Source organism: Amycolatopsis sp. NPDC034160, assembly GCF_055575355.1.
This window is the reverse complement of sequence record NZ_JBVISU010000014.1, coordinates 41,718-56,445: the sequence shown is the minus strand read 5'-3', so window position 1 is coordinate 56,445 and position 14,728 is coordinate 41,718. Positions and strand designations below refer to the sequence as shown.

At 68.9% G+C, this 14,728-nt stretch carries 15 protein-coding genes; 6 read left to right on the top strand and 9 right to left on the bottom strand.

All coding sequences use genetic code 11. The features are described from left to right. Positions 1-121: 121 nt before the first annotated feature. Positions 122-592, bottom strand: a complete 471-nt coding sequence (locus ACZ54P_RS25725) for a VOC family protein (RefSeq protein ID WP_465464118.1) — start codon at positions 590-592, stop codon at positions 122-124. Positions 593-654: 62 nt separating this feature from the next. Between ACZ54P_RS25725 and ACZ54P_RS25720 the strand changes: the two genes are divergently transcribed. Next, a complete protein-coding gene (locus tag ACZ54P_RS25720; RefSeq protein ID WP_465464263.1) occupies positions 655-1,593 on the top strand; it encodes a helix-turn-helix transcriptional regulator in 939 nt (312 codons plus the stop codon). Between the two features lie 49 nt (positions 1,594-1,642). Here the strand turns inward: ACZ54P_RS25720 and ACZ54P_RS25715 are convergent, their stop codons facing one another. The 4 genes from ACZ54P_RS25715 to ACZ54P_RS25700 are packed head-to-tail and all read right to left on the bottom strand — an operon-like array spanning position 1,643 to position 5,398. Beyond that, positions 1,643-2,470, bottom strand: a complete 828-nt coding sequence (locus tag ACZ54P_RS25715; protein ID WP_465464117.1) for an enoyl-CoA hydratase family protein — start codon at positions 2,468-2,470, stop codon at positions 1,643-1,645. Further along, complete coding sequence (locus ACZ54P_RS25710) at positions 2,467-3,159, bottom strand: SDR family NAD(P)-dependent oxidoreductase (RefSeq protein WP_465464116.1); 693 nt, start codon at positions 3,157-3,159, stop codon at positions 2,467-2,469. The genes ACZ54P_RS25715 and ACZ54P_RS25710 overlap by 4 nt, the downstream gene beginning before the upstream one ends. After that, entirely contained in the window at positions 3,156-4,658 is a 1,503-nt protein-coding gene (locus tag ACZ54P_RS25705; protein WP_465464115.1) for a benzoate-CoA ligase family protein, read from the bottom strand. The genes ACZ54P_RS25710 and ACZ54P_RS25705 overlap by 4 nt, the downstream gene beginning before the upstream one ends. After that, positions 4,655-5,398 (bottom strand): creatininase family protein, encoded by a 744-nt coding sequence (locus tag ACZ54P_RS25700; RefSeq protein ID WP_465464114.1) that lies wholly within the window; start codon positions 5,396-5,398, stop codon positions 4,655-4,657. Before ACZ54P_RS25700 ends, ACZ54P_RS25705 begins: the two co-directional genes overlap by 4 nt. 48 nt (positions 5,399-5,446) lie before the next feature. Between ACZ54P_RS25700 and ACZ54P_RS25695 the strand changes: the two genes are divergently transcribed. From ACZ54P_RS25695 to ACZ54P_RS25680, 4 genes are all read left to right on the top strand, one after another. Continuing rightward, positions 5,447-6,268, top strand: a complete 822-nt coding sequence (locus tag ACZ54P_RS25695; RefSeq protein WP_465464113.1) for a PaaX family transcriptional regulator — start codon at positions 5,447-5,449, stop codon at positions 6,266-6,268. Further along, positions 6,265-7,047 (top strand): tryptophan 2,3-dioxygenase, encoded by a 783-nt coding sequence (locus ACZ54P_RS25690; protein ID WP_465464112.1) that lies wholly within the window; start codon positions 6,265-6,267, stop codon positions 7,045-7,047. The genes ACZ54P_RS25695 and ACZ54P_RS25690 overlap by 4 nt, the downstream gene beginning before the upstream one ends. Continuing rightward, positions 7,044-8,237, top strand: a complete 1,194-nt coding sequence (locus ACZ54P_RS25685) for a DegT/DnrJ/EryC1/StrS family aminotransferase (protein ID WP_465464111.1) — start codon at positions 7,044-7,046, stop codon at positions 8,235-8,237. Before ACZ54P_RS25690 ends, ACZ54P_RS25685 begins: the two co-directional genes overlap by 4 nt. 172 nt (positions 8,238-8,409) lie before the next feature. Next, positions 8,410-9,480, top strand: coding sequence for a Glu/Leu/Phe/Val family dehydrogenase (locus tag ACZ54P_RS25680; RefSeq protein WP_465464110.1), 1,071 nt, complete (start codon positions 8,410-8,412; stop codon positions 9,478-9,480). A gap of 616 nt (positions 9,481-10,096) precedes the next feature. Here the strand turns inward: ACZ54P_RS25680 and ACZ54P_RS25675 are convergent. Together ACZ54P_RS25675 and ACZ54P_RS25670 are read right to left on the bottom strand one after the other, a co-directional pair. After that, complete coding sequence (locus tag ACZ54P_RS25675) at positions 10,097-10,285, bottom strand: DUF5302 domain-containing protein (RefSeq protein ID WP_126735540.1); 189 nt, start codon at positions 10,283-10,285, stop codon at positions 10,097-10,099. A gap of 367 nt (positions 10,286-10,652) precedes the next feature. Next, a complete protein-coding gene (locus ACZ54P_RS25670) occupies positions 10,653-11,531 on the bottom strand; it encodes an alpha/beta fold hydrolase (protein ID WP_465464109.1) in 879 nt (292 codons plus the stop codon). Between the two features lie 64 nt (positions 11,532-11,595). On the opposite strand from ACZ54P_RS25670, the gene ACZ54P_RS25665 reads away from it, so the two are divergent. Continuing rightward, the gene (locus tag ACZ54P_RS25665; protein WP_465464108.1) at positions 11,596-12,333 is read left to right on the top strand and encodes a TetR/AcrR family transcriptional regulator; all 738 of its coding nucleotides are present in this window, start codon (positions 11,596-11,598) and stop codon (positions 12,331-12,333) included. A gap of 99 nt (positions 12,334-12,432) precedes the next feature. Here ACZ54P_RS25665 and ACZ54P_RS25660 read toward each other — a convergent pair whose 3' ends face one another. Beyond that, the gene (locus tag ACZ54P_RS25660) at positions 12,433-13,065 is read right to left on the bottom strand and encodes a TetR/AcrR family transcriptional regulator (RefSeq protein ID WP_465464107.1); all 633 of its coding nucleotides are present in this window, start codon (positions 13,063-13,065) and stop codon (positions 12,433-12,435) included. Between the two features lie 220 nt (positions 13,066-13,285). Beyond that, positions 13,286-14,659 (bottom strand): sensor histidine kinase, encoded by a 1,374-nt coding sequence (locus ACZ54P_RS25655; RefSeq protein WP_465464106.1) that lies wholly within the window; start codon positions 14,657-14,659, stop codon positions 13,286-13,288. Positions 14,660-14,728 lie beyond the last annotated feature (69 nt).

The window sequence follows — 14,728 nt, the reverse complement described above, 5'->3', positions numbered from 1 at the left end:
AAAGGGCGGTCGCGGTGAAGAGGTTGGGGGGGGTTGGGGTGGGGCTGGTCGTGAGTGGCGATTCGGGTTCTAACCCGAATCGCCACTCACGACCAGCTGTACCGACCACGCTCCGGCACCCTCAGTCCAGGCAGAATTCGTTGCCCTCCGGGTCGGTCATCACGATGAACCCGTGGCTCAGCGGAGGTTCGGGCTCATGACGGCGTACCCGCTTCGCGCCGAGCGCGACGAGCCTGTCGCATTCCGCCTCGAGCCCCGCCATGCGCTCGTCCCCTTGGAGACCCGGGGCCGCGCGAATGTCGATGTGGACGCGGTTCTTGGCGACCTTGTCCTCCGGGACCTGCTGGAAGAACAGGCGCGGTCCGATTCCGTCGGGGTCCTGGACGGCTGAGCTGGAATTGCGCTCGTCCTCGGGCACGCCGACTCGTTCGAGGAACTCGTCCCAGGCCGCCAGCGGGTCCGCGCCCTCGGGTAGGTCGACACCCGGTGGGGCTGGGTGGACGTAGCTCAAGGCGTCACGCCAGAAGGTCGACAGGCCCCTCGGGTCGTGGGCGTCGAAGGTGATTTGGATTTCGCGGCTCTTTCGGCTCATGGCGACATCCTGACAGCCCTGGCGGACAGGATCGGTCCGCTATGTCTGACACAGTGGGTGACATGGAGGACGAGCGAGGGACCACGGAGCGGGTGCTCACCCTGCTCGGGTTGCTACAGCAGCGCCAGGTCTGGACCGGTCCCGAACTCGCCGACCGGCTCGGGGTCACGCCGCGCACGATCCGCCGCGACGTCGAGCGACTGCGGTCGCTCGGGTATCCGGTGCAGGCCGGCAACGGGGTCGGCGGCGGATATCGGCTCGGTCCGGGACAGGACATGCCGCCGCTGCTGCTGGACGACGAGGAAGCGATCGCCACCGCGGTCTCGCTGCTGGCCGGGGCGGGAGACGGCGACGCCGCGCTTAGGGCGCTCACCAAACTCGACCGGGTGTTGCCGATCCGGCTGCGGCACGAGGTACGCGCGCTGTCGGGCTCGGTGGTCGCCTTCGACGGCAGCCGCGCTTCGATCGACCCCGACGTCCTCATGACCCTGGCACGAGCCTGCCGGGACGAGGTCGAAGCGGGCTTCGACTATCCGTCTTCCGGACGGCGAAGGGTTGAGCCTTACCGCCTCGTCGCCTCCGGAAAGCGCTGGTATCTGTTCGCTTACGACCTCGATCGCGAAGGCTGGCGCACCTTCCGCGTCGACCGGATGTCCGAGGTTTCCGCGCGGGCGTGGCGGTTCCGGCCACGTCCGGCGCCCAACGCCGCGGCCTATGTGCAGGAGAGCGTGACCAGCCGGGTCTATCGGTATCAGGCGCGGTTTCTGGTGCACGCGCCCGCCGAGGTCGTGCGGGCGCAGATTCCGGCGTCGGCGGCGGTGGTGCGGCCGAAGGGGGATGCGCGGTGCGAGGTGCTGAGCGGGGCGGGGGATCTCGACTTCCTGCTGATGCACGTGGTGGTGCTGGGCCACGCTTTCGAGGTGGTCGAGCCGGTGGAGTTGCGGGAACGGTGCCGGGTTTTGGGGGAGCGGCTACTGGGCGCGGCCGGTCCCGTCTCGTGAGTGGTAATGACGGTTCTAACCTTCATTACCACTCACGAGAGGTGAGGGGTCAGCGTCCGGTCCACTGGGGGGTTCGTCCAGCGGTCCAGGCCGCGTAGAACTCGCCGTGGTCCCTCGCGGTCATCAGCAGAGCCTGCGTGATCGCCTCGAGTTCGATGGAACTGCCCAGGTCCATGTCCAGCTCACGGGTCAGCAGAACCTTCGTGGTCCCGTAAGCCAACGCCGGTCCATCGGCGAGACGGCGGGCCAAAGCGGAAGCCTCGGAAGCGAGCGAATCGTCGGGAACGACCTGCGAGGCCAGGCCGATCGCCTCCGCGCGAGCCGCGTCGATCTTGTCGCCCAGCATGAGCAACTCCGTCGCCCGCCCCAGGCCGACCAGCCGCGGCAGCAGGTACGCCGAGCCCATGTCCGCCCCGGCCAGCCCGACTTTCGTGAACAGGAACGCGAATTTCGCCGATGACGCCAGCAGCCGGAAGTCACTCGCCAGCGCGATCACCGAACCCGCGCCCGCCGCGACGCCGTTCACCGCGGCGATCACCGGGATGGGGCACTCGCGCAGCGCCTTCACCACCGCACCGGTCATGCGGGTGAACTCCAACAGTTCAGCGGTCTCCATTTTCTGCAGCTCGCCGATGATCTCCTCGACGTCGCCACCGGAGCAGAACCCGCGTCCGCGTCCGGTGACGACCAGCACCCGGACGTCACCGCGGTGCGGCAACTCGGCCAGGAGGTCGCGGAGGTCCGCGTAGACGTCGAAGGTGAGCGCGTTCAGCTTTTCGGGTCGGTCCAAGGTGACCGTGGCGACGCCGTCGTCCACAGTGAACTCGAAATGTTCCCAGTTCGCGGTGATCGGCGGTGTGGCGCGGAACGGGCTCATGACTGGATCCCACCTCCATCGAGGACGAGTGTCTGTCCGTTGATCGCGGCGGCTTCGGGCGCCGCGAAGAAGGCCACCGCGTGGGCGACCTCGTCGGGTTCGAGCAGGCGGCCGAGCGGCGACGCGGCCGCGAGGGCGGCTTCCGCGCCGGCTTCGTCCCGGCCGGTCCGCTCCCGGATCCTGGCCACCGAAGCGGCCGTCATGTCCGTGCGCACGAAGGCCGGGCAGACGGCGTTCGCGGTGACGCCGGTGCCGGTGACCTCGGCGGCGGTGGCCCGCATCAGTCCGACGGCGGCGTGCTTCGACGCGGTGTAGCCGGCCGTGTAGCGGTAGCCGATATGCGACGCCGTCGAGGCGACCGTGACTATCCGGCCGGTGTCCCGTACCCGCATCCCGGGCAGAACCGCCCGCGTGCAAAGGAAAGTGCCGGTCGCGTTGACCTCGATCTGGGTACGCCACTGCTCCAGCGACGTCTTCGCCAGCGGGGCGCTCGCCGAGATCCCGGCGTTGTTCACCAGCACGTCCACCGGGCCGAGAGCCTCGAAGTACCGGGCGACGGCGTCCTCGTCGGTGACGTCGCAGTCGGCCCGGCCGGGCGCGTGCACCTTGTCGCCCGCGGCCCGGAACCGGGCGGCGACGGCCGCGCCGATGCCGCGTGTCCCGCCGGTGACGACGACGATCCTGCTCACTGCGCCTCCACCCGGCGCAGCGCGCGCCGATCGAGTTTTCCGTTGGCGGTGCGGGGAAGTTCGGTCACGAAGACCACCTCGCGCGGATATTTGTGCTTCGCCAGATGCGCCCGTGCGTGGTCCTTCAGTTCATCGGCGGTCACGGACGCGCCCTTCGCCAGGACGACGCAAGCCCGCGGGACCACCAGCCCGTCGACGGTCGCGCCCAGTACGGCGCAGTCGATGACGGCGGGATGACCGATGAGGCAGTCTTCGATCTCGCTCGGCGCGATGAACACGCCGGACACCTTCAGCAGGTCGTCGGCGCGGCCGTGGTGGTGGAAGTATCCGTCGGCGTCCCGGCTGAACAGGTCACCGGTGCGCAGGGTGCCGCCGTGGAAGGTCCGCGCGGTCTTCTCCGGGTCGCCGTGGTACTCGCGGGCGATGGTCGGCCCGGTGACCTCCAGGGTGCCGATCTCGCCGTCCGGCAAGGCTTCCCCGGCTTCGTCGAGGATCCGCGCGGTGTAGCCGGGCACCTCGCGGCCGAGACTGCCGACCCGCTGATCGCCGGGAACGTTGGAGATATAGATGTGGTACGCCTCCGACGAGCCGATGCCGTCGACCACCGGGACCCCGAACAGGTTGTCCCACTTGCGATGCAGCTCCGACGGCAGCGCCTCGCCCGCCGAGGTCGCGAGCCGGAGGGAACTCATGTCCACAGTAGACGCGGCCGGATCGGCGATCATCGCGCTCATCATGGTCGGCACGTTCACCAGGATCGTCGGCCGGTAGCGCTCGATCAGGGAGAACAGCAGGCTCGCGGTGCTGCGCCGCGGGAAGACGACCCCGGACGCGCCGACCCCGAACGGGAACAGCGCGGTCAGATCGCGCGCGTAGCCGAAGAACAGCTTCGGCACGGCCAGTACGCGGTCGTCCTCGCGCAGGTCGAGCACGCCGAGGGCGTATCGCTCGAAGCTTTCCAGCGCGCTCCGTGCCGGGTGCACGCAGGCTTTGGGCGAGCCGGTGCTGCCGGTGGTGAACTTCCAGATCGCGACGTCGTCCAAGGTGGTCGGAGCGGCTTCAAGCTCAGGAGAAGCAGAGGGGACCAGCGAGTCGAACGAGTGCTCGCCGGGTTCCAGGACGACATCGCCGATGACCAGCAGGTTCCGCGCCCCGGCCTCGCGCAGCGCGGGCAGCGTCGACGCGTCGGCGATGACCACCACGGCCTCGGTGTAGTTCAGGTAGTACGCGTAATCCTTGGGCCGCAGGAACGAGTAGACCTCGGCGGTGACCGCGCCGATCTTCTGCGCGGCGTACCAGACGGCGACGAATTCGACGCTGTCGTTCAGCGCCAGCAGCACTCGCTGTCCACGTCGGACACCGAGGTCCCGCAACACGTTCCCGGCCCGGTTCACCAGTGCCGCCAGTTCCGCGTAGGTGACTTCCTCGTCACCGCACAGCAACGCCGTCCGCTCACCGGGGAGGCGATCCACGAAATGGGTCGCCAGGTTGAAGGTCATACCAGCTCCCGGATCGCCTCGACCAGGATGTCGGTAAGCACGGAGAAGGTCTCTTCGCCTTCTTCGGCGGTCGCCAAGGCGGGTTCCCCGCAGTAGGCGTCGGTCATCCCGGCCGAGACGAAATCCGTGGCATCGCCGCGCGCCAGATCGGCGTGGACGGGGCGCAGCTCGCGTTGAATCGTGACGTCGACCAGGTCGGGCCGGTCGGCCAGCACCAGCGACGTCTCGTATCGCCCGGCGTGGCACGCCCCGGAGCGGAACTCGTCGGTGAGCCGCGCCGCGTACCGGCGACGGACCAGGTCCACGAAACCGATCCCGACGCCGTGCTTCGCTTCCACGGTCTTGACCACCCGCCGGAGCGCGACCAGATGGGCAGGCTCGAAATGGTTGTTGACCAGCAGGACGCGGGGCAGCCCCTGGTCGATGAGCGCGCCGCAGATCTCGGTCAGCAGTGCGTGCAAGGTCTCTTCGCCGATCGAGATGCCGCCGGCGAACGCCGCCGCGAAGCGGGTCACGCCGTAGGGCACCTCGGGCAGGATCAGCACGCGGATACCGGGATCACCGGCCAGCCGCGCCGCGGCGCGCTCGCACATTCCCCGTGAGATCAGGGGGTCGGTGTTCAGCGGGGCGTGCGGTCCGTGCGGTTCGACGGCGCCCACCGGGAGCAGCAGCACCGGAACGCGCTCGTGCGACGCGAGCGCCGCGACCTGACGTGAGCTCAAATCCGCGAAGTACGTCACCCGAATCAAGCTACACCGCAGCGCCCTGAGGTGTATAGAGTTGCGCCCATGCCCGCATCGTCCTCGCTCCACGGCGATCCAGCTCCCCAAGAGCTGGTGATGACGCTGCTCGGCACCTACGTGTCGCCACGCGAGAGCCGCCGTGTGTGGTCCGGTGGCCTTGTCAGCGTGCTGGCCGGGCTGGGCTTTTCCGACGGCGCGGCGCGGATCGCGCTCGCCAGGCTCGCTCGCCGCGACCTGCTCGCCCGGCACAAGGCGGGGCGGCTGGTCCACTACTCGCTGACCCGCCGCACGATCGCGCTGCTGGAGGACGGCGACCGCCGGATCTTCTCCCTCGGCAGACGCGAACGCGCGGTCGGGGAGTGGACCGTGCTGTGGCAGAGCATCCCGGAAACCCGCCGTCAGGCGAGAGAGCGGCTGGTCCGCCGTCTGCGCTTCCTCGGCTTCGGTCCGGTGCAGGACGGCACCTGGATCGCCCCGCACGACCGCGAGGCCGAGGTGCTCGCCCTGCTGGCCGAACTCGACGTCTCGGAATACGCCGGGCTGATGCTCGGCAGACCGTCGCTCGCGCTCGACGTGCGGCGGTTCGCCGAACGTGCCTGGAACCTCGACGGCTTGGCGGCGCGTTACGAAGCGTTCGTCCGGGATTTCAGCGGATATTCAGGCGAGCTGCCGGACGCCGAGGCGTTCCGGGTCCGAACCTGGCTGACGCACACCTTCCGCGCCTTCCCGTCGCTCGATCCGGAACTCCCGGTCGAACTCGTGCCGGCTCCGCCGAGCCGGGCCGCCGCGGTCGAAGTCTTCCACGATCTTTACCAGGCTTTGGCTCCGGCGGCGCAACGCCATTTCGATGAGGTGACAGAAAAATGAACGACACGCAGGCGGCATTGAGTTATACGTCCTACCTTTCGTTGGACGAATTGCTGGACTCCCAGCGTCCCCGCTCCGACGAACACGATGAAATGCTCTTCATCGTCATCCACCAAGTGTATGAACTTTGGTTCAAACAAGTTCTCCACGAGGCGCTTTACCTGCAGGAGCAACTCGAAGCGGGTAACACCGCTCACGCCATCCGCACACTGCGGCGGATTCTGACTATCTTCAAGGTGGTGGTCGCGCAGATCGATGTGCTCGAGACGATGACTCCGAGCCAGTTCACCAGTTTCCGTGCGCGACTCGACGCTTCGAGCGGGTTCCAGTCGGCTCAGTTCCGCGTTCTGGAGGCCGTACTCGGCCGCCGGGACGAGCGGGTGTTCGCGCATTACCCCGAAGGCGGTGAACAACGCGCCCAGATCGCCGACGCGATGTCCCGGCCGTCGCTCTTCGATTCCTTCGTCACGTACCTCGCGGTGAAGGACTACGACGTTCCGACCGGGCGCGACCTCACCAAGCCACTCGAACCCTCTCCGGCGCTCCAAGAGGTTCTGCTGCAGGTATATCGCGATGACACCGGGCCGTCGGTCGTGGCGGAGCACCTGGTCGACCTGGACGAAGGGATGCAGGAGTGGCGGTATCGGCACGTGAAGATGGTCGAGCGCACCATCGGAGACAAGACCGGGACGGGGGGTTCGTCGGGAGCGCATTACCTGCGCTCGACGCTTTTCCACCCTATGTTCCCGGACCTCTGGGCAGTGCGGAGCCGACTTTGACCACCCTCGACGAACTCCGCGGCGACCCCAACGCGCTCGCGGCGCACTACACGAAATTCGGGGTGGCGGACCGGATCCTGCTGACCGGGCATTCGCACCAGGCGTGGCCGGACGTCGCGCAGGAAGGCCTTCTCGAAGCCTTCGCCGACGCGGCCGAAGAGGTCGACACGAAGTGGGACCGCGCCTTCGCGAAGGCCGACGAGATGCGGGCCGGGTTCCGGGCGCTGCTCGGCGACCCGCACGGTGACATCGCGCTCGGCGCCAGCACCCATGACCTGGTGATCCGGTTCCTGTCGGCGATGGACCTGCGCGGGCGTCCCCGGATCATCACGACCGACGGCGAGTTCCACACGCTGCGGCGTCAGCTGGCCCGGCTGGCCGAGGAAGGCGTCGAGGTGGTCCGTGTCCCCGCGACGCCCGTCACCACGCTGGCCGAACGCGTCGCTGCCGAAGTCACCGAAGACACGGCCGCGGTGCTCGTCTCGGCCGTGCTGTTCGAGACCTCCCGGCTCGTGCCGGGACTGGCCCACCTCGCCGACGTCTGCCTTGCGAAGTCGGTGAACCTCGTCGTCGACGCCTACCACGCGCTCGGCGCCGTCCCCTTCGCGCTGCACGACCTCGGGCTCACCAACGCCTGGGTACTCGGCGGCGGCTACAAGTACCTCCAGCTCGGTGAAGGCAACTGCTTCCTGCGGATGCCGGCGCACGCGCAGGAACTGCGCCCGGTCGTCACCGGCTGGTACGCCGAGTTCGGCACCCTCGCGGACGAGCGCCGGCCCGGCCAGGTCGCCTACGCCAGTGGATCGGACAGGTTCGCCGGCGCCACCTACGACCCGACGAGCCACTACCGGGGCGCGCGCGTCTTCCGGTTCTTCGCCGAACAGGGGCTCACGCCGGAGTTCCTGCGCGAGGTGTCGCGGCATCAGGTCGGCTTCCTCGCCGAGAGCTTCGACAAGCTCGGCCTGCCCGAAGACGTCATCACCCGTGACCGGGAGACGCCGCTGGACCGCATCGGCGGCTTCCTGTCGCTGAAGTGCGCCGACGCCGGTGCGCTGCAGGCCGCCCTCGCCGCACGAGGCGTCCGGACCGACAGCCGCGGCGCTTACCTGAGGTTCGGGCCCGCGCCCTACCTGTCCGACGAGCAGCTGGACTCCGCGCTCCGCGTCCTCGACGAGGTCGTCCGGGGCTGACCTGTATCGAGAACGTCGCATCCCCGGCTTGGCGAACGCACCGGGGAGATCTAGGTTTGCGATGTGGCACCGTCGCCGCCGGATGACCTTCGTGCGGGGACTGTGCCGTTGATCCAGGATCTTCGCACGTGTGCCACAAGCAGCGTGCACTCCACGACAAGGAGTCACCACAGTGACCGAAGTGTTCGGCCAAGGCACCGGCCATGAACAGGTCGTCTTCTGCCAGGACCAGGCCACCGGCCTGAAGGCCATCATCGGGATCTACTCGACGGCGCTGGGGCCGTCGCTCGGCGGAACCCGGTTCTACCCCTACGAGTCGGAGGAAGCCGCGCTGGCGGACGTCCTCGCGCTGTCGAAGGGCATGGCCTACAAGAACGCGCTCGCCGGGCTCGACCTCGGCGGTGGCAAGGCCGTCATCATCGGCGACCCCCAGAAGCACAAGACCGAGGCGCTGCTGCGCGCCTTCGGCCGGTTCGTCCAGTCGCTGGGCGGCCGCTACATCACCGCCTGCGACGTCGGCACCTACGTGCAGGACATGGACATCGTCGCCCGCGAATCGGAGTTCGTCACGGGCCGCTCGCCGGAGAACGGCGGCGCCGGCGACTCCTCGGTGCTCACCGCCTTCGGCACCTACCAGGGCATGCGTGCCGCCGCGGACGCCGTCTGGGGCCTGCCGGACCTCGCGGGCCGCAAGGTCGGCGTCGCCGGAGTCGGCAAGGTCGGGCACATCCTGGTCGGACACCTGATCGAGGCGGGCGCGCAGGTGGTCATCACCGACGTCTCCCCGGCGGCGATCGAGCGCACCCGCGCGGCGTACCCCGGCGTCGAGGTGGTCGAAGACCTCGACACGCTGATCCGCACCGAACTCGACGTCTTCGCGCCGTGCGCGCTGGGCGGCGTGCTCAACGACGAGACGGTCGGGCTGCTGCGCAGCAAGATCGTCTGCGGCGCGGCCAACAACCAGCTCGCGCACCCCGGCATCGGCAAGGAGCTCGACGACCGCGACATCCTTTTCGCGCCGGATTACCTGGTCAACGCCGGTGGCGTGATCCAGGTCGACGACGAGCGGCGCGGTTTCGACTTCGCGCGGGCGAAGCGCAAGACCACGGCGATCTTCGACACCACGAAGGCGGTGTTCGCGCTGGCCAAGGCCGACGGCGTGCCGCCGGCGACGGCGGCCGACCGGCTCGCCGAGCGCCGGATGGCCGAGGTCGGCGGGCTGCGTTCGATCCTGACGGTGTAGGTCTCCCTCGAATGCAATGAAGGGGCCTTTTCCTCCTGAGGTTCTGGGGGAGGGAGGTAGTGAGTGGCGAGTGTCGTTCTAACGTCACTCGCCATTCACGAGCAGGTCTTACTTCGCAGGTAGTCGACTGTGAGGTAAGGCTTGGCCGGGGTGTCCTTTGCCTTTCCGTAAGGCGGCTGGAGGGTTTGACTCGGTCGGGTCGGGGTGGCGATGTGGGGATTGGGACAGTGAGTGTCCCGATTCCCACATCGTCGTGAGGTTGCCCCGGTCCCGATGTTGATCAACGGAAGATCGGGGACGTTGAGTGTCCCCGATCTTCCGTTGATCGACGTCGTGCCGCTCGGGCCCCGCGGCTGACACAGCCGAGTGGGGAGGATTCCGGCCGTTGGACGGCCGGAATCCTCCCCACTCGGACGTAGCGGCACCAAGGCGAGATCAGGTTCCAGCAGGTCAGCAAGTACCGGTCCGCCAGAACCGTCATCACCACTCACGCCCCCACACCCTCGGAACCTCAGGATGGAAAAGGCTCAATGAAGGGGCCTTTCATCGCAAAATTTGCTATGAAAGGCCCCTTCATTGCAGCTACGGGCCCCGCGGCCCGGCGGCCGGGACCGACTCAGCCGCTCTTGCGACGGAAGGTGCGCTTGTTCGCGGCCGGACCGTGCGCGTGCAGGTTCTTCCCGCCCGCGTTCTCGTGGGCCGAGCCGGTGCGGGCCTGCGCCTGCTTGCGCTCCAGTGCTTCGCGGAACTTGCGCTTGGTGTCGTCCTCTTCGCCATCCGCAGGGGACGGTGCCGGTTCAGTCATTGCTACCTCCGAGGTGACGACATGTGACGTTCCCAGCCTGTCAGGAACCACCACGGTTGGCGAGTCGATTTACGTCACCCGGCGGGCGCGGGCAGCGGGACCGGCCCGCCGAACCGGATCCGGTCCCGCAGCAGCGGCCGCCGGCAGTGGTCGCACAGCACGTCGCTTCGACGCGGCGTTCGCAGGCGGCGCAGCCGAGCGGCGCCGACGTGGCACCGCACTCGCGTGCTCAGAGAGGGGTCTCGTGTGCTTGGAGGCGGAACACCCTGGTGTCGGTTCCAGGCACGCGAGTTTCGTGTCTGAGCACGCGCGTTACGCCTTCACTCTGCCTGCCGCGTCGCGAAAGCCACGCCAGGGTTGACCCAGCTCACCCACCAACGGCTTTGCGGGCGTGAGTGATGATCACTTCGGCGATCGCGGGCCACAGCTGCCGCGGCAATTCGTGCCCCATTCCGGGGAACAGCACCAGTTCGGCGTCCGGGATCGCTTCCGCGGTCGCCTTCCCGCCGCTCACGTTGATCAGCGGGTCGCTCTCACCGTGGATGACGAGTGCCGGGACGTGCACCTCGCGCAGCTTCGCCGTGCGGTCTCCCGAAGCGACGACGGCGGCGGCCTGGCGCAATCCGCCCGCCGGGTGATGCGCCCGGTCGTAGTTGCGCGCGGCCTTCATCCGCAGGAACTCCTCGTCGGAGGGATGGCCTGGCGAACCGACGAGCTTGAACCACTCGACGCCGTCCTCTATCGCCTGCTCGCGGGTGGCGGCGGGCGGCCGGGTCAGCCCGGCGAGCGCGGCGGGCTCCGGATGCCCGACCGACGGGTCCCCGGTGGTCGACATGATCGACGTGAGGCTGAGCAGCCGCTCTGCGGAATCGATCGCGAGTTGCTGCACGATCATCCCGCCCATCGACGCGCCGACGACGTGCGCGCGGTCGAACCCGAGCGCGTCGAACAGTCCGGCGACGTCGGAGGCGAGATCCGAGAGCAGGTACGGGGCCGTGGTCAGGTCGCCGGCCGCGAGCGCGGCGAGATCCGGGGCGGGAAGATCGTCCAGATAGGTCGACAGGCCGATGTCGCGGTTGTCGAACCGGACGACGTGGAATCCGCCCTCGGCGAGCAGCTCGCAGAAGCCGACCTCCCAGGTGACCATCTGGGCGCCGAGCCCCATCACCAGCACGAGCGGCGGATCCGAGGGGGAGCCGAAGGTGTCGTACTCGAGTTCGAGACCGTTCACACGAGCGCGGGGCATGACGCCGATCCTGCCTGGATGTCCCCCGCCCTGCCACCGGCCGGAGGCGGATACGGTGTTCCGCATGCCGACTTTCCCCGAAGACGTGGGTTCCCGGTCCCGGTCGCGCGCCGCTTCCGGGCGGCCCGCGGTCACCAGGGACCGGATCGTGGACGCCGCGCTGGAGCTGTCGGCCGAGTCGGGCCTGGAAAACTGGACGTTGCGGCAGCTCGCGGCCGCGGTCGGCGCCTACCCCGCGGTGGTCTACCACCACGTGGGCGACCGGGACGCCGTCGTCGTCGCGGTACTCGACCGCGTGGTCGGCGAGCTGACCTTGCCCGACAAGTCGCTGCCGTGGCGGGCCTGGTTCGACGAGTTCCTGCCGACCGTGCGGACGGTGCTGCGTCGCTATCCCGGTTCGGCGCGGCGGCTGGCCCTGTTCGGGCCGTCGGTCGCCGCCGCGGTGCCGACCATGGACACCGGTATCGGCCGTCTGCTGGCGGCCGGGTTCGGGGCCGAGGCGCCGTTCGCCTACAACCTGCTGCTCGCCACCGCCTGTCAGTTCGTCGCGATGGAGGACGACCGCGAGAGCGCGATCGCGCTGCAGCTCGACCGGTCCGAGGGCTACGCGGCCTATCGCGACCGGGAGGATCTGCCGGGGATGGCGGCGCTGGGCGAGTCGATCGCGGCGCTGGTCGCCGATCCCGATCTCGCGGCGGGCTATTACGAACGGCTCTACGCCTACGCGGTCGAGCGCTGCCTAGACGGGCTGGATCATCGGCTCACCCAGCTGCGTGCTCTCGAAAGTTTGACAGAGCCCTGACAGTAGACCGGCGTAGTGTGGAGGAACACCGGTGCTCGTCACCGGTCCCGAAGCCCCTGGCGCCCACCTCCCCCTCGAGGTGCCGGGGGCTTCTCCCCGTCAGCTCCGTGGCGCGGCGCGCTGGATCTCGGGGAAGACTTCGCCGACCAGGGTGACCAGCGACTTGCTGAGCAGGGTGTGCACCTGCTCGCGGTTGAGCGCACCGCGGACGAGCCATTCGCGGCCCGCCGCCTTGACCATTCCGCCGAACGCGCGGACCAGCGCGTTCAGCTCCGGCCCGTGCTCGCTTTCCCGGGACAGGCCGACCGCTTCCAGTACCCGGTCGGCCGATTCGCGATCGGCCTCTTCGAGGATCCGCTCGACTTCGAGGTCCCGGCCGATGCCCTCGGGCGCGATCGCGGCCAGCCACATCTTCTCCTGACTGGTGACCATGTCCAGGAACCAGTCGATGGCGACGTCGGCGCGCAGTTCGAGCGGGCCTTCCGGCAGGATCTCGACCGCGAGCCGCGGCACGGTCAGCGCCCGCCGGATGATCTCCAGGTACAGCTCGCGTTTGGTACCGAAGTAGTGGTTGATCAGCCCCCTCGCCACCCCGGCCTCGGCCGCGATGTCCGAAGTGGACACTTCGGAGTAGGGGCGGTCACCGAAAAGGCGGGCGGCGCAGACGAGGATCTGTTCCTTGCGTTCGTCCGGTTCCAGTCTCCGCCATCTCGGCGCCGGCTCCGTGGTCATACGTCATATCTTCCCACGATCGATTCAGCCCGGCTGGACGGTCGTGCTGACGAGCCGGCCGGGACGCTGACCTGTGACATCAAAAAGCAAAGTGTCAGTTAATCCGGCGTGTACCGTCTGTTGGCTCGCTGTTCTTTACCGTCTTCTTCCAGGTGGCATGCCGTGCGCGCTGTCGGGGCGCGTTTGCCTCCTACCGGCCCGGCCTGGCGAGTAACCCCCCCTAGCTCGCCAGGCCCGGGCTTTCTTTCCGCGGTACGGCGCGTTCGGCGGGCAGGAGCAGCGTGAACGTCGTCGGCGACGGGCTGGTCAGCCCCAGCCGCCCGCCTTCCGCCTCGGCGAGGCTCCGCGCCAGCCGCAGCCCGATCCCGTTGCCTTGCCGTTCCCCGGTTTCTTCCCTGGTCACGAACGGGTCGCTCCCGTCCGCGATGGCGCCCTCGTCGCTGACGTCGATGGCCAGCGCGTCCCCGGCGTCGCGGGCGAGGACGGTGACCGTGCCGGTGCCGTGCGTCGCCGCGTTGTCCAGCAGTACGGCGAGTATCTGCCGCACTGCCGCGTCCGCCGCCCGCGCCGGCAGGGCCTCACGGCCGCTGATCCGCAGCGCCCGGCCGCGTCCGGCGAGCAGGCCGTGCCAGGTCTGGCGGACCTCTTCGAACAGTTTGCCCAGGTCGAGCAGCGCACGGGGGGCCCTGCTCTGTTTGGCCAGCGCCAGCAGGTCGTCGATGGTGCGTTCCAGCCGGTCGGCCGACGCGATGCCGTCACGGATCGTCGCGTACGGGTCGCGACCGGGGCTCTCCAGCGCCGCCTCCAGTTGCAGCCGCAGCCCGGTCAACGGCGTCCGCAGCTGGTGAGAGGCGTCCGAGGAGAACGTCCGCTCGCGTTCCAGCGTCTCGCCGATCCGCGTGGAGGTGACGTCGAGCGCTTCGGCGACCTGATCGATTTCGCGGACCCCGGTGCGGCCGGCGCGCACGGTGAAGTCGCCTTCCCCGAGGCGTTCGGCCGTGACGGCCAGATCCTCCAGCGGCCGCGCCAGCCGGGCGGAGATCCGGAGCCCGATCAGCCAGCTGGCGCCGATCGCGACACCCCCGAGTCCGGCCATCTTCAACCAGGTCAACCGGATCATGTCGTCCAGTTCGGACCGGGGATGCGCGGCACGGATCACCCCGACCACCGAAGCGCCGCTGACCACGGGTTCGGCGAGGACCACCTCGTCGCCGACGGTTCCGCTCGCCCGGTCGGTGTCGCGCGCGCTGCGGACGAAGTCGTCGGCGTGCGCCGGGCCCTCGCCGACGAGAAGCCTGCCGGTCGGGCTGTAGACCGCGATCACGATGCCCCGGATCCGGTCCTCTCCCTCCTCCACGATCACGATGGGCCTGAGCTCCGGGATCCGGCCATTGGCGAGGTCGCCGGTCACTTCGAGGGCGACGTTGTCGGCGGCACGTTCGAGATCGTGGGTGGACATGCTCTCGTGGAACTTGGCGACCGCGAGGGCGAGCGGCACCCCGAACAGGGTGATCGCCAGCACCGCGGCCAGCACGGTGAGGGTCACGATCCGTCGGCGCACGGACAGAGTGTGGCCGACGGTGGAAAGGATCACCCGCCGGATGCGATATTTTGCCGTCCGTTGACCTGAGTTCAAGGCGATGTTGACCCCTTTCGCCTTACC